This is a genomic window from Bacillus sp. ABP14 (assembly GCF_001831375.1).
In the GTDB taxonomy this organism is placed as follows: domain Bacteria; phylum Bacillota; class Bacilli; order Bacillales; family Bacillaceae_G; genus Bacillus_A; species Bacillus_A paranthracis.
In genome coordinates, this window is record NZ_CP017016.1 from 3,184,989 (window position 1) to 3,198,782 (window position 13,794).

The 13,794-nt window shown below is 34.5% G+C and carries 15 protein-coding genes; 4 read left to right on the forward strand and 11 right to left on the reverse strand.

Annotation, left to right across the window (positions count from 1 at the left end; all coding sequences use genetic code 11):
* Positions 1–120 precede the first annotated feature (120 nt).
* Positions 121–1,320: a multidrug effflux MFS transporter gene (locus BGI23_RS16555; RefSeq protein WP_070806598.1), complete on the reverse strand. Its 1,200-nt coding sequence runs from the start codon at positions 1,318–1,320 to the stop codon at positions 121–123.
* 362 nt (positions 1,321–1,682) lie between these two features.
* Here BGI23_RS16555 and BGI23_RS16560 point away from each other — a divergent pair, with 362 nt between their 5' ends.
* Positions 1,683–2,249 (forward strand): DUF5823 family protein, encoded by a 567-nt coding sequence (locus BGI23_RS16560; protein ID WP_070806599.1) that lies wholly within the window; start codon positions 1,683–1,685, stop codon positions 2,247–2,249.
* 43 nt (positions 2,250–2,292) lie between these two features.
* Here BGI23_RS16560 and BGI23_RS16565 read toward each other — a convergent pair whose 3' ends face one another.
* Together BGI23_RS16565 and BGI23_RS16570 are read right to left on the reverse strand one after the other, a co-directional pair.
* Positions 2,293–2,517, reverse strand: a complete 225-nt coding sequence (locus tag BGI23_RS16565) for a hemolysin XhlA family protein (RefSeq protein ID WP_000390460.1) — start codon at positions 2,515–2,517, stop codon at positions 2,293–2,295.
* A 317-nt stretch (positions 2,518–2,834) separates the two neighbouring features.
* Positions 2,835–3,113 (reverse strand): hypothetical protein, encoded by a 279-nt coding sequence (locus BGI23_RS16570; RefSeq protein WP_000865007.1) that lies wholly within the window; start codon positions 3,111–3,113, stop codon positions 2,835–2,837.
* Between the two features lie 814 nt (positions 3,114–3,927).
* Between BGI23_RS16570 and BGI23_RS16575 the strand changes: the two genes are divergently transcribed.
* Complete coding sequence (locus BGI23_RS16575; protein ID WP_070806600.1) at positions 3,928–4,671, forward strand: SDR family NAD(P)-dependent oxidoreductase; 744 nt, start codon at positions 3,928–3,930, stop codon at positions 4,669–4,671.
* 112 nt (positions 4,672–4,783) lie between these two features.
* Here BGI23_RS16575 and bshB2 read toward each other — a convergent pair whose 3' ends face one another.
* Positions 4,784–5,446, reverse strand: coding sequence for a bacillithiol biosynthesis deacetylase BshB2 (bshB2, locus tag BGI23_RS16580; protein ID WP_070806601.1), 663 nt, complete (start codon positions 5,444–5,446; stop codon positions 4,784–4,786).
* Between the two features lie 15 nt (positions 5,447–5,461).
* Positions 5,462–5,812 carry a YojF family protein gene (locus BGI23_RS16585; protein WP_000407038.1) on the reverse strand — a complete coding sequence of 117 codons (351 nt, stop codon included), beginning with the start codon at positions 5,810–5,812 and terminating at the stop codon, positions 5,462–5,464.
* A gap of 262 nt (positions 5,813–6,074) precedes the next feature.
* On the opposite strand from BGI23_RS16585, the gene BGI23_RS16590 reads away from it, so the two are divergent.
* Entirely contained in the window at positions 6,075–7,400 is a 1,326-nt protein-coding gene (locus BGI23_RS16590) for an ArsB/NhaD family transporter (RefSeq protein ID WP_070806602.1), read from the forward strand.
* Positions 7,401–7,471: 71 nt separating this feature from the next.
* Here the strand turns inward: BGI23_RS16590 and BGI23_RS16595 are convergent, their stop codons facing one another.
* From BGI23_RS16595 to BGI23_RS16615, 5 genes are all read right to left on the reverse strand, one after another.
* Positions 7,472–7,699, reverse strand: coding sequence for a coiled-coil domain-containing protein (locus tag BGI23_RS16595; RefSeq protein WP_001047304.1), 228 nt, complete (start codon positions 7,697–7,699; stop codon positions 7,472–7,474).
* Positions 7,700–7,798: 99 nt separating this feature from the next.
* Positions 7,799–8,350, reverse strand: a complete 552-nt coding sequence (locus tag BGI23_RS16600; protein WP_070806603.1) for a GNAT family N-acetyltransferase — start codon at positions 8,348–8,350, stop codon at positions 7,799–7,801.
* Positions 8,351–8,555: 205 nt separating this feature from the next.
* The gene (locus tag BGI23_RS16605) at positions 8,556–9,464 is read right to left on the reverse strand and encodes an iron-hydroxamate ABC transporter substrate-binding protein (protein WP_044793293.1); all 909 of its coding nucleotides are present in this window, start codon (positions 9,462–9,464) and stop codon (positions 8,556–8,558) included.
* A gap of 21 nt (positions 9,465–9,485) precedes the next feature.
* Positions 9,486–10,502 carry a FecCD family ABC transporter permease gene (locus tag BGI23_RS16610; RefSeq protein ID WP_070806604.1) on the reverse strand — a complete coding sequence of 339 codons (1,017 nt, stop codon included), beginning with the start codon at positions 10,500–10,502 and terminating at the stop codon, positions 9,486–9,488.
* The gene (locus BGI23_RS16615; RefSeq protein ID WP_070806605.1) at positions 10,503–11,537 is read right to left on the reverse strand and encodes a FecCD family ABC transporter permease; all 1,035 of its coding nucleotides are present in this window, start codon (positions 11,535–11,537) and stop codon (positions 10,503–10,505) included. It lies immediately after the preceding gene.
* A 267-nt stretch (positions 11,538–11,804) separates the two neighbouring features.
* Between BGI23_RS16615 and BGI23_RS16620 the strand changes: the two genes are divergently transcribed.
* Complete coding sequence (locus tag BGI23_RS16620; RefSeq protein WP_070806606.1) at positions 11,805–12,569, forward strand: DUF817 domain-containing protein; 765 nt, start codon at positions 11,805–11,807, stop codon at positions 12,567–12,569.
* Between the two features lie 124 nt (positions 12,570–12,693).
* Here the strand turns inward: BGI23_RS16620 and BGI23_RS16625 are convergent, their stop codons facing one another.
* The gene (locus BGI23_RS16625; RefSeq protein WP_070806607.1) at positions 12,694–13,731 is read right to left on the reverse strand and encodes a DUF4003 domain-containing protein; all 1,038 of its coding nucleotides are present in this window, start codon (positions 13,729–13,731) and stop codon (positions 12,694–12,696) included.
* Between the last annotated feature and the right edge of the window lie 63 nt (positions 13,732–13,794).

Genomic DNA, 13,794 nt, shown 5'->3' on the forward strand with positions numbered 1-13,794 from the left:
ATAAACTACTAATTTCTTTAGTCCAGCCCAATTTTGAGGCAGGAACCTTACTACCTCAAAACAGTGGGATAAAATATAAAAGGGTCTCATTTTTAATGAGACCCTTTTACCATTTCATATTTAAATCATCTTTGAAGGTTGTTTCCCTAAAATAAACACTTTAGTAAACACCATCATGATAACTACTATAGCTAGGAAATAAAGTGGCATCACTAGTAACGAGCCCGTATGCAGATGGCTCATTCCCCAAATTGTCATCGTTACTATTACATAGTAGCCTAAGCTAAACAATGCTCCGGCTGTACCAATAACATCTTGAAAATCTACTAATGCTAAACTTAAACAGTTAGGCAACGCTACTCCAATTCCTAATAGCAAAATAAACATCGCTACTAAAAATACAATCATATATATAATGTTTGGATTTGATCCCAGTGAAGTAATAACAGACAAAAGAATAGCTCCCCCTGTCATTACAAGACAACCGATATATATAATTTTCTCTGGTTTATACGTGGCAAGCAATCGTTTGGAAACTTTCGCTCCAATAATAGAAGCAGAAGCAACAACGATTCCTAAAAATCCATACATACTAGGCGATAACTGAAAGTATTCAATAAAGATAAATGGCGCTTCTGCATAATAGCTAAATAAAACACCATTCGCTCCTCCAATTAATAACCCGTATGTTACTACTTTTGGATTTGTAATTAACCTCTTCAAGACTGAAAACACATTTATTTTATTCGTTATTGAGTCCGTCTTTGTTTCCGGAAGGGAAACAAAAGTATACAGCAAAATTCCGACACTCATAACTACTAAACTTAAAAATACGATTTTAAATCCAAACATTTGATCAAGAAAACCACCAATTAACGGTCCTATCGCTGGTGTAAAAGCAATGACTGCCGAGATTTGAGCAAACATAACATGCCTCTTATGCCCTTCTACACTTTCACGAAGAATCGTTTGCGTCACAACTGATCCTGCACTTGCTCCAAACGCTTGAATAAAACGACTTACTAATAAAACTTCAATGGAATTTGTAATAAAGCATAAGAAACTCCCAACGCCATATACGACAATTCCAAGTAACATTGCCGGGCGACGGCCAATTATATCTGATAACCATCCAATAAAAAATACACCTAAAGCAAATCCAGCAAAATACACACTAAGCGTTAACTGTACCTCATTATTACTTACATGTAACGCCTTTGAAATGTCCGGTAAAGACGGTGTGTAGATTGTTTCACTAATTTGCGGAAATGCGACAAGAATAATCATTAACAAAAGTGATGGTACTGAGACTTTTTTCATTTTTCATACCCTCCTATAACTTTGAAAATCTCAGAAATAAAAAGACTTTCTTTAGCTACGGAACAGGAGGGGCCATTATAGAAATTCGATCATAAAACAACAAAGCAAACACCTCAATTACGTATGTTAATACTTATAGGAGGGTAATATTAACATCGATTTTTAAATATACTTTTTCAATTATATTACATATTGTGTTTCTTTTTCTAGTGCTCAGCCTTGAAGGATTGTTAAAAAGATAACTTGATGTAGCCACCTTTTTATGGAATAATTAGAAATATTTTGAATTAACAAATTTAATTATTAAACGATAGACTAGCATATTTTAATGTCACAAGCTTACAAACAGGAGGACTTTCGTAATGATTGAAATTTTAAGGACAGTAATAAATTTCCTAATCTCTCTATTCTCAGGAGAATTACCAATTGTATATTATGTATGGATTATTAGCCTATTCCTGATTCAAATAATCCAATCTACTCTGAACCACAACTTCTTTAACAAGAAAGACAATTTCAGCACTTATATATCGGAAGGATTACTTGCTTTTATTATTTTATTGTTTGGAGGAATATTAGTATCTAAGTTACTTGCTTACATAATAGACGACCCTACTATTAGTATGACGAATGTAACACATTATTTTGTTTCTCTTATCATATTAACTATATTTGTCTTAATAACCTGCGTTAAAGACTTTATAGAGACATCTATAAAGAATAAAAATATATCTCTTTTTAGCTTTTTAGTAATTTCCTTAATAACAAGTATACTTTCATTCAAGTTTTTATCACCTTTAATTGAAGGTTCTTTTTCTCTTTCTAAATCTTTTATAACTACTTTAATCATTCTTGTAACTATATCAATCCCTCTATTAATTTCCTTAGAGGATAAGTATGCAGATGAAAAAGAAACGGAAAATGTATAGCTTCTTATTTACATAAAAGAAAGAGGGAGCTCCCCTCTTTCTTTTAAATCATCCCTTTTAATATCAATCCTAAAACTGACATTATTATCGTACTAATAATAATACGCAAAATCCAAGTTGTGTTTGTACTTATTTTTTCTAATTGCTTATTAATTGTTGCTATGTCTTTCTCATTAATAGTGGTACGCGTTTCTAAAGCACGAATGTCTCTCATAATTTCTTTTTGGTCGGCCTTGAGACTGTCAATTTTAGCATAAACATCTTCCATATATTCACACCCTCTGTTCATCTTAATAGAAAAATCTATATATATTATGAGACAACCCTCTTACCGGTGAATAATTCCGTATATGTGCGCACCAAATTATTTGTACAATCTAATTGAATTACTCACATGTTTCCACTCTTCTATTTATAAATTAGCGTTAAGATACATTAAAATTAGAAAAGGTACCCCTTGTTTATTTAACAACAAACAATGTGCAATCCAACATTCGGAAGCACCTACGATAATTTCTATTATTTTCATATTTACAACTCAATATAATCCGTATGATTTTCTGAAGAATCCACTTTTTGAACTGCTTAAAGTATACTAATATGAATACGAAATAGCTGTATTGATAAACTCTCTAGAACAATAAATATACTGGCGGAAACGGACCTATACCCGATATTTTTTCCAGTAACATGAATGGTTATTTCTAATAAATGCGTTTGTATACCATTGTTTTCAAAAATTTCATCCTCAACCTTTACAATATCTGCTTCACAATCTACTTCTTTAAAAGTTTTCAATAATTTTGTTTCTAATAAACTACAATCAAAGTTTTCATCTTTTATTACGGCAAATTTAACCTTCATATCGATTTCCCCATTTTTAATAAACTAAAACCATTAAATCTATATAAATATATATTATTCTATTAAATAATTCAAAATATACGCTTCTTACATACATTATTAAAAATCAGTTCTAAAGAATTAAATGCAAAAAGAAATTTAGTATTAGGCGTTCCACTAATCTTTGGTATAATTCGTCTCTTAATTATCTCGCTCATTGCGCTTTTTTTCTTTTTCTCCCTATTTCAACTGAACTTTGCGTAATAATGCATATTTCAAATACATTATTTCCTTTCACTCATACTTTTATCATTAAGTTTTTATTCACAAATCCGTAACACATATATATGAGTTATCATGATAAAATTAGTTTATTCACAAGAAGAAGTTATTCTTAATAAATCAATAATTTTTAATACCCTGTTTAAAGCCTTGCCCCCCTGCAAGGCTTTTTCCTATTTAACTAGAGTAGTAGTTTTCGTTATGCCTCTTCTCCCTGTGTTCCTTACCCTACAAAGAATACTGAATGTTTATTTTAATTTTTCAGCATCCGCACTCACTCTGTTCGAGAGCTCTTTACCAATTATTCAATCTAATGATAAAATTTACAAAATTAATATTTTCATCCATCACTGTATCAAAAAGTACAATAAAGTAAAACTTTAATCAGTGGGGGTTTGTTCATCCCTCACTGATTATCAGCCTTCACCAATCGGGCTTTTACGATTAAGTAAACGCGAGCTTTTTCTTCTATCTACTTACTATTTAAGGTTGATAGTTTAATAACAAGATTTAAAAATTCGACTTAAATTCATTGATGAATGGAGAGGTTTATATGAAATTAAAAGACAAAGTAGCAATCATAACTGGTGGTGCAAGTGGAATTGGCGAATCTACTGTTCGTCTTTTTATCGAAGAAGGTGCAAAAGTAGTTATTGCTGACTTTTCTGAACATGGAAAAGAACTATCAGATGAATTGAATGCACATGGATATAATACGTTATTTATTAAAACTGATGTAACAAAAGAAGCAGATATTAAGCAGCTAATTCATGAGACAGTAAGTACATACGGTAAATTAGATATTATGTATGCCAATGCCGGCGTTGCTGATGATGCACCGGCAAACGAATTATCCTATGAAAAGTGGAAAAGAACTATTGATATTAATTTGTCTGGGGTATTCCTTTCTAATAAATATTCGATTGAACAATTTCTTAAACAAGGTACAGGTGGTGTCATCGTTAACGCTGGTTCAATTCATAGTTTTGTTTCATTACCTACCCCAACAGCATACTCCTCTGCAAAAGGCGGTGTGAAACTATTAACTCAAAATTTATGTACTGCCTACGCTAAATATGGAATACGTATTAATGCGGTGTGCCCTGGTTATATTCACACCCCTTTACTCGGTAGTGTTAATCCTCAACAGAAAGAATATTTAGCTTCACTTCATCCGCAAGGCAGACTTGGAACACCAGAAGAAGTCGCTAAAGCTGTCTTATTTTTAGCAAGTGATGATGCTAGTTTTGTTAACGGTACAACACTTCTTGTTGATGGAGGCTATACTGCACGTTAATTTAAAAATTTTGAAGTACCCTAAGAAATATATAGTCTTCAACAAGAAAAAGCACCGTCACAAATGACGGTGCTTTTTCTATGTAAGAGCTACTAGAAGATTCCCTTCTAGCCTACTCCCATTTATAAGTCCAAAATTGTTCAAGTTGCAGCCATTTTAATGTTGCTGCATCTTTATTTTTGATTTTTGCATGTGTTTCTTCTAACATCGCTTCTGTTTGTGAACGATGCGCACCTAGTGCAGCTAATTTATGTTCAAATACTTCACTAATATTGTTTACAACATCGGGCTCACCGAGTACTGCTTCACGATTTTTCGTAATCGCAACCGCATGAATAACTGGACGTTCTTCTTTTGGCATACGTGATACAGCGCGAACGGCAGCGCGGCCAAATGCATCATGATCTGGATGTACGCCGTGCTCTGGATAAAATGTAATAATTCGAGATGGATTTACTTCTTGAATAATCGCTTCAATTTTGTCTGCAACGAAATCAACATCTTCAAATTCTAACGTTTTATCATGGAAACCAAGCATTCTTAAATCTTTGATTCCCATCGCTTCACATGCATCTTTTAATTCTTTTTCACGGATATTCGGAATCGTTTCACGGTTAGCAAATACGTTCTTACCCATGTTACGTCCCATTTGTCCTAAAGTACCGCACGCATACGTTACAGGTACTCCTTGATCTGTTAATAAGCGAATTGTTCCTCCCGCCGCAAATGCTTCATCATCTGGATGCGGAAATACAACAAGTACATGTCTCTCCATAAGTTTCCCTCCTTCTTACTTAAATGGCGTTAAGCTTAACTCAAGTGCAACTGCTAAACGACCTTGATTATCATGCCCTGCTAGTAATAAACGATCTTTATCGTCTACTTCCCAGTGCGTAATACCTTCAGCATATACCCAGCCGTGATCCATCTTTAAACCAACTCGGTATGGGTTTGTTCCAGTTATTTTCCCGCGCTCAAAGCGAATAATTGCATTTCGAATGAATGCTCCAACTGTCATCATCTTTTCATTAAAGTGTGACGCGTACGCTCCGTTCGTCGTTTCTAAATGAATATATACATCTTTATTTACAAAACGTTCAATTTCATTTTGAATAAGAGAACTATCTTTTACTATTTCCATCGGAATTCACCTCTTTAAACCATTTTACGCAAAAATAATGTAAATTGCTATCTCTATATTAGAGGACAACGCCCACTTTTCCTAATAATTTGCACTGTGTTTCTTCATTTTTTTATATCATATGTCAAATCATCATTTTTTCCTTCACTTTGTTAAATAGTTTTCTTTCTTTTTTGAATTTGCTACAATATATTTTATCCCGTATTTATACAGCGGGATACATTTCAACAATTGAATACATACTTTAAAGAAGGTGACATGATTGGAACAATCAGCACATGAAGTAGCAAATTGGCAATATTATTTTGCAATTGCCGTATTTTTAATCACGTACGGATTTATTATTTCTGAGAAATTGAATCGTGCTGTAATCGCACTATTCGGTGCTGCTATTATGATTATTTTTGGAGTTGTAGATTTACATATCGCTTTCACATCACATATTCAATGGGAAACGATTACCCTTTTAATCGGGATGATGATTCTCGTACATATTACGAGTCAATCAGGCATATTTGAATTTGTGGCCATTAAAGCGGCAAAAGCAGCTGGCGGAAAACCAATCCGCATTTTATTATTGCTATCCCTATTAACTGCTGTCGGATCTGCATTTTTGGACAATGTAACGACCGTCTTATTAATCGTACCTGTTACACTATCCATTACACGTATTTTAAAAGTAAATCCTGTTCCTTATTTAATTTCAGAAGTACTATTTTCAAATATAGGCGGAACAGCAACATTAATCGGTGACCCACCTAATATTATGATTGGATCAGCAAATAAGCATTTAGACTTTAATGCCTTTTTACTTAACTTAGCTCCTATTGTAATTATTATTTCTATCGTGACACTTGGCATTATTTACTTCCTGTATCGTAACAAACTAAAAACAACACCTGAGCAAATCGAAAAATTAATGGCATTAAATGAAAAAGATTATATTAAAGATCAAAGCCTCCTTTTAAAATCCATTTCGATTTTAGGACTAACTATTTTAGGCTTTGTACTTCATTCCATTATTCATGTAGACGCTGCGGTAATTGCAATGACAGGTGCTACACTTCTTATGTTAATTGGCGTGAAAGAACATGATATTGAAGATGTATTTGCCCACGTTGAATGGGTAACCATTTTCTTCTTCGCTGGACTATTCGTTCTCGTTGGCGGATTAATTGATATCGGACTTATTTCTTCACTCGCAAAAGAAGTACTCGACGTAACAAACGGTGATATCGGTTTCGCTGCCGTACTTATATTATGGGTATCAGGCATCGCATCTGCGACAATTGACAATATCCCATTTGTCGCAACGATGATTCCGCTTATTCAAGATTTAGCTACAGGACTCGGACTATCTGTAGACTCTCCACAAATCGAAGTACTATGGTGGGCGTTATCACTTGGAGCTTGCTTAGGAGGAAACGGAACATTAATTGGAGCATCCGCAAACGTAGTCGTTGCTGGTATTGCTAAACGTGAAGGACATGCTTTCTCTTATATGGACTTCTTAAAGATTGGTTTACCGTTAACAATCATTGCATTACTATTATCACATGCTTACATTTATTTACGTTATTTAATGTAAAAGTTGTATTGCATGAAATTATATCGTCACATACAAAAGGTATGCAGCATAATGCTGCATACCTTTTTTCATCACCAAAATATACCGATAATTGCTAACCCACCTAAAATCATACCACCAATTTGTCCAACGATTGTTGGCGATAATTGAACACCTTTTCTCACTTCAACAACCGGTCTTTCGTGCCTTAGTTGCTGCACTTCGCTTTGAAGTTGATGTACACTTCCGTGTAATTCTTTAATTAGTTCCTTTAATTCAGCGACTTCTTCATTTACTGGTTTTGCTTTTTCTAAATTCATCTCACATAGCTCCTTATAAATGCAATCAGTACACTGTAAAAATTCGCCAATTATTATTATATCTCCTGCATACTACATATATAATTTCGAATGTACTTTCTAACCTTGCAGCTCTATCCATTCATCCCGCAATATCCCCATAATCATGCGATCAAAACACTTCCCATCTCTTTGCACTGCTTCTCTCATACAGCCTTCCATTTGAAAACCCATCTTTTTATACAACTCAATAGCAGCTTTGTTATAAGAAATAACATCCAGACCGACACGGTGTAAATTCAATTCATAAAAAGCATACTTTAAAATAAGATGGATTGCTTCTCTTCCATATCCCTTACCTCTATCATTTGCATCTCCTATACCAATTGCTAATAACCCTGTTCTGTTATTCCACTCTATGCCATGAATTGCAACAAAACCAATTAAACGATCATCTTGAACTGTCCTCAACATGAAAGATACACTATTCGATCTCCGTCCTTTTAATAGCCCATCACTTGCTATTTCATTTAAAGATTGCGGGAATGCTACATCTGTATCAACATTTCTTAAATACTCACTATCTTCTTGCCACATAGCCATTACTTCAACATCTTTTTCTCTCATAGCTGATAATTTAATCGTTTTATTTTGAAAAAGATTCATCGTCATTTCAAACTCCCCCTTTATTAAATAACGGGGATAATTATTCGAGCCTATTTACCCCCTCGTTTCATAAACGGGATACTTACAATAAGCGCTGACATTGGCACATCTCCTCTACGTTAAATTAAATTCATTGTATAATTTTTCATTTATTCTAACAATAAAAAAAGACCCTCTAAATTTAGAGGATCTTCCTAACGACGAATCGATATTATTTCGTAAACATTTTCTCCGCTTCATCCATTGCCATTTTGTTACCTAAAGCAGAATAGTCAAGCCATGGTTGGTCATTAATAATGTATACGTGCTTGCCTTTAACTGCTTTTAAGTCTTTCCAGATTGGTGTTTCTTGAAGTTGTTTAAATGCAGCTTTTGCTTTATCGTCTCTGTTTACAACAACGAAAATAGCATCTGCATCAAAGTCAGGTAATACTTCTTGTGAAATGACTTCGAAAGGACGGTTTCCATCGATTTTCTCTACACCATTTGCAGGTTGTAATCCTAAGTCTTGGAATAAAATTGGTCCCATCGGTCTTTTCGTGCTAAATACTCGTAATTCTTTTGCAGTAACGCGAATTGCCATTACTTTTTCGTTATTACCTAACTCTTTATCTATTAAACTTTTTACCCGTTTTGCTTGCTCTTCGTAATCTTGAATATATGTATCCGCTTCTTTTTCACGGTTTACAAGTTTACCAACTTGTTTTAAATGGTCTCTCCACGTACCTTCATCTAAATTGAAAGAATGTGTTTTTGCAATTTTTTCGTATTTCGCTACATCTTTTCCAGCGTATTTTTCATCCACATAAATTTCAGATGGCTTTAACTGAAGTAACGCTTCCATATTCGGATCTGTTACAACACCAAGTTTTTTCGTATCTTTCAGTTGTTCTTTTGCATGCGGTAAGAAATCTTTTAAATCTCCACCAATTACAGAACCTACTGGTGTAATTCCTAATGCAAGTAAATCATTTGTTAAATGAATAGACATTGAAGCAATTTTTGGGTCATTACTTTTTTCCGTTTTTTTCGTTGCCTCTTCATTAGATTTCGTTTGACCACATGCTGCTAATACTAAAATACACATGATGCTAAATAAAATAGTAAGTTTCTTTTTCATATGTTCTCCTCTTTGAAGTATTTATTTTGTTTTTGTAAGTAAATAAAGAAAATACGGTGCTCCTAATGCGGCCACTACTACACCAGCCGGAATAGAGTTTGGCTCAAATATAGAACGACCTATCGTATCTGCTAGCACTAAAATAATCATTCCGATAATGCCAGCTAGTGGAAGGAAATGTTGATACGTAGTACCTACTAACTTTCTTGCAATATGCGGAGCAACTAAACCGATAAAACCAATCCCTCCTGCCATCGATACACTCGCGCAAGATAATCCAACCGCTGTAGCTAAAAGTAGTAACCGTTCTTTTTGAACAGAAACACCAAGTCCTGCTGCCACACTATCACCTAGTGACAATGCATTTAACGTTTTAGATTTTAGCCATGCATACGGGGTTAGTATGAAAATCCAAGGTAATAATGCAAGGACATGAATCCAATCCCTTCCCCACACGTTACCAACTAACCATCTAGAAGCGAATGTATACGTCTCATCATTTAACTTGAGAGAGAAAAATAACGAAATCGCACTAAATCCAGCTGAAACAGCAATACCAACGAGAATAAGTCTAATAGGAAGTAAACCTTTTGATCGATCACTCGCAAGTATAATAATTAAAAATGCAGCTAGCACTCCTCCGCCAAATGTAAATAACGGTATTAAAATCGATGCATTCTCATTAATTGAATGAAAGAAAGTAACGAAAATAATTAGTCCGAAAGATGCACCTGAATGCAATCCTAAAATACCAGGATCTGCAAGGGCATTACGTGATAACCCTTGTAAAATCGCACCAGAAATCCCAAGGCCAATGCCAGCTAACATTGTGATTATAATTCTTGGCATACGATAATCGTATAGCACGGTTACACTTTCAAAATCACCATGACCGAAAAGCGTTTGAATTACTTTGAGCGGTGCAATGCTAAGTGTCCCCGTATTTAAGCTAAGCAAAATGACAGCGATACTAATACAACCAAAAATTGTAGTTACAGTAATGGCTCTTTTTTTATCTGTGTTAATAAGACCCTTCACTTATAGCTCCCTCCCAACTTTACGTGCTATATAGAGGAAGAACGGAACTCCAACAAGAGCCACCATAATTCCTATCGCAAGTTCTTTAGGAGGATTTACTGTTCTTGCCCCTAAGTCAGCTAAAACTAATAACATGGCTCCTACAAATGCTGACATAGGAATAATGAGGCGATAATTCACACCAACTAATTTTCTAGCAATATGCGGGATAACGAGTCCTACAAATCCAATAGAGCCAACAGCTGAAACAGATACACCTGCAAGAATGACTACTATAATCATCCCTAGTATTCTCGTTCGGTTCGTTTTTACTCCTAAATTCGTAGCGACATCATCCCCCATTGATATGAGTGAAATAGACCGCCCTAAAATTGTCGCAAAAACAATGGTTATGAGAATAATAGGAACTAAAAATTTCAAGTGTTCCCACTTAACCCCTGCAACACCACCAGCGTACCAAAAAGCTAAATCTTGACTTAAGTCATAATAAATCGCGACACCTGAACTTAACGAATGTAAAAGCGCAGCCATAACTGCCCCAGCGATCGTTAATCTCATCGGTGTTAATCCGCCTGATGTTGCTGATCCGATAATAAAAATGAGCACTGTACTTAAGACCGCTCCAATGAAGGAGACAATCATTAAATAGGAATACGGCATATGCGGGAAAAAGGCAAAACTAAGTGCTACTACAAACATCGCACCTGCATTTATGCCAAGCACACCTGCATCCGCTAAAGGATTTCGTGTTACTCCTTGCATAACAGCGCCAGCCACTGCAAAAGCGGCTCCTACAATTGCTGCACCAATTACCCTTGGGAGCCTTAATTCATAAATAATTTGGTGCTGCGTTAATTTCGGATTATAATCAAAAACCGCTGTCCACACCGTTTGCAACTGAATATCCTTTGCACCAAATGCGACGGCCAAAAATATAGATCCAATTAAACATATAATTGTTAAGCTCATAAAACATATGAACTTAATATGTATCCAGCGGTTATTGCCAACACGTATAGTAGACTTATGTAACATGTTTCATTTCATCCTTTATATTCAGTTGTTTTTTATAATTATTTTTTATTTATAATCAATATTGATAACAATTATCATTTTCATTTAGATATTATATCCCCACTTTTTTTAAATAGCAAACTATTTTTTACTTTGTTACATATTAAAATACTTATTACAATTCCCTTCTAAAACTTACAAATACATGCAAAATAGACTACTGGTTTATTTTTTAAATTATAGTATACTTAGTCATTATTTTGATTTTTCTAACAAAAAGGAGATACAATGTTCTATATAAAACAACTATTACATTTCACTTACGAGCAAGCATTATCCTGTTTATTCCCAGTCGTTATTTTCTTAACACTAGCCCTATCAAAAATCATTTCTATCCCAGGGTTATACCGCTATGATTTCATACTCATCGTATGTCTTCTTATGCAGTGGTTTATGTACAAGACTGGCCTTGAGACGAAAGACGAATTAAAAGTAATTACTGTCTTCCACCTCATCGGCCTTTTACTAGAAATATATAAAGTTCATTTCGGTTCATGGAGTTATCCGGAAGAGGCGTATTCAAAGGTTTTTGGAGTTCCACTTTACAGCGGCTTTATGTATGCAAGTGTTGCAAGTTACATATGCCAAGCGTGGAGAAGACTACATTTACAAATGTATCATTGGCCGAAAGCTATTTTTGTAATACCTCTAGGAGCAATGATTTACTTCAATTTTTTCACACATCATTTTCTATACGATTTTAGATGGTTCTTAACCTTACTTCTATTCATCGTTTTCTTTCGAACATTTGTGGAATTTTCATTACGAGGCGTTACATATAAAATGCCGCTCGTTCTCTCCTTTTTTCTTATCGGATTCTTTATTTGGATTGCAGAAAACATCGCAACATTTTTCGGTGCATGGCAATATCCAAACCAACGGGAAGCTTGGAATCTCGTTCACTTAAGTAAAATCAGCTCATGGTTTTTACTCGTTGTTATTAGCATTATGATTGTTACACAACTCAAACATTTGAAGCAGTTGAAAAGATAATACTGATTATATAAAAATAGTTAGCCCATCACTCATTAGAGGGTGATGGGCTTTTTTTAGTAATATTTTTTAAACCATCCTTATCAAAGGCGTTATAATTTACAATAGCATAAGCAGTTGCACATTATGAACTACTACTAGCAGAAGATGTTGCTACAGATGAAGCGGCAATTGTTGCCATCATAGCTGCCTGTTGTGCTTGGATGAGGACTTCTATCATTGTTTGTAAACCTGTGTTAGTAGCTTTACTTTCCTCACCTTTCTGACTTACGAACAGTTGAATAGCAATAAGAATATTCGCATCTGTATGCCAACGGAATAATTTCTCCCCCTGCAGTTTTTCAATCAACGCTTTAATAGCATAAATCTCTTTTTCTCCATCTTCAAGTAACGCTAGTAGCCCTATGGCTGGGTAATGCATCTGTTTCACTTTTACCTTTTCTTTTTTTAACGAATTCCATATGTTTGTACATGTTGCAACTAACATTTCTTCACGAACATCCTTCTTTAGTGAGAGGATATGACTTAAAAACTGAAGATCATTCCCTTTACGCAAACCAGCTTTCGCTAGTTTCTGATACAGACGTTCCACTCGGTCCATGAGTGTTTCTACATTCTCTGATTGTCCTGCTAGTAAAACTGCAAGTGGGTAATCATTTGTACTTGTAAGAAAAAGGTGATCCTCTTTCATACGTTTATATACTTGCATCGAACGCTGAATGTGCGTGCCATGCTGTTCATTTTCTTCTGTTAAAAGTACAGCTGCTGCGAGATAAGTAAATATACTTCGGCTAAAACCACCAGCGACCAATTGTTCATATAAATCTAAAAAATCCCGAAAAGCTTTCTTATAATCTGTAAAGTGAATATCTAATGTTGCGGCCACTACAAAGCGATGATAAGACTTTAAGTATGAAAACATCCCTACCTCATTCTTAATATAACTACTAATTTCTAAAAAACGTCCGAGATCAAGCAATTTATCACTACTTGTATACATAGCAGCAATCATCATTCCTGTTCGAGAATCACTCGTTTTCCATTTTAATTCTCCCTTTAACTGTGAATATGCATGTATATATTGCTCTAGCTTTTGTTCTAATGTAATCATAGTATTCACCCCTATTTCTAGTTCCTCTCTATTATTATACGTATATTCCATATTTAGGAATACTATATTTCATAATCACACCATAAAAATTAGAAGGTTTCTTTATCCTAATAG

Bases quoted from the DNA above. Each gene is read 5' to 3' on its own strand.
- BGI23_RS16555 (WP_070806598.1), bottom strand. From the start codon at position 1,320: ATGAAAAAAGTCTCAGTACCATCACTTTTGTTAATGATTATTCTTGTC.
- BGI23_RS16560 (WP_070806599.1), top strand. From the start codon at position 1,683: ATGATTGAAATTTTAAGGACAGTAATAAATTTCCTAATCTCTCTATTC.
- BGI23_RS16565 (WP_000390460.1), bottom strand. From the start codon at position 2,517: ATGGAAGATGTTTATGCTAAAATTGACAGTCTCAAGGCCGACCAAAAA.
- BGI23_RS16570 (WP_000865007.1), bottom strand. From the start codon at position 3,113: ATGAAGGTTAAATTTGCCGTAATAAAAGATGAAAACTTTGATTGTAGT.
- BGI23_RS16575 (WP_070806600.1), top strand. From the start codon at position 3,928: ATGAAATTAAAAGACAAAGTAGCAATCATAACTGGTGGTGCAAGTGGA.
- bshB2 (WP_070806601.1), bottom strand. From the start codon at position 5,446: ATGGAGAGACATGTACTTGTTGTATTTCCGCATCCAGATGATGAAGCA.
- BGI23_RS16585 (WP_000407038.1), bottom strand. From the start codon at position 5,812: ATGGAAATAGTAAAAGATAGTTCTCTTATTCAAAATGAAATTGAACGT.
- BGI23_RS16595 (WP_001047304.1), bottom strand. From the start codon at position 7,699: ATGAATTTAGAAAAAGCAAAACCAGTAAATGAAGAAGTCGCTGAATTA.
- BGI23_RS16600 (WP_070806603.1), bottom strand. From the start codon at position 8,350: ATGACGATGAATCTTTTTCAAAATAAAACGATTAAATTATCAGCTATG.
- BGI23_RS16605 (WP_044793293.1), bottom strand. From the start codon at position 9,464: ATGAAAAAGAAACTTACTATTTTATTTAGCATCATGTGTATTTTAGTA.
- BGI23_RS16615 (WP_070806605.1), bottom strand. From the start codon at position 11,537: ATGTTACATAAGTCTACTATACGTGTTGGCAATAACCGCTGGATACAT.
- BGI23_RS16620 (WP_070806606.1), top strand. From the start codon at position 11,805: ATGTTCTATATAAAACAACTATTACATTTCACTTACGAGCAAGCATTA.
- BGI23_RS16625 (WP_070806607.1), bottom strand. From the start codon at position 13,731: ATGGAATATACGTATAATAATAGAGAGGAACTAGAAATAGGGGTGAAT.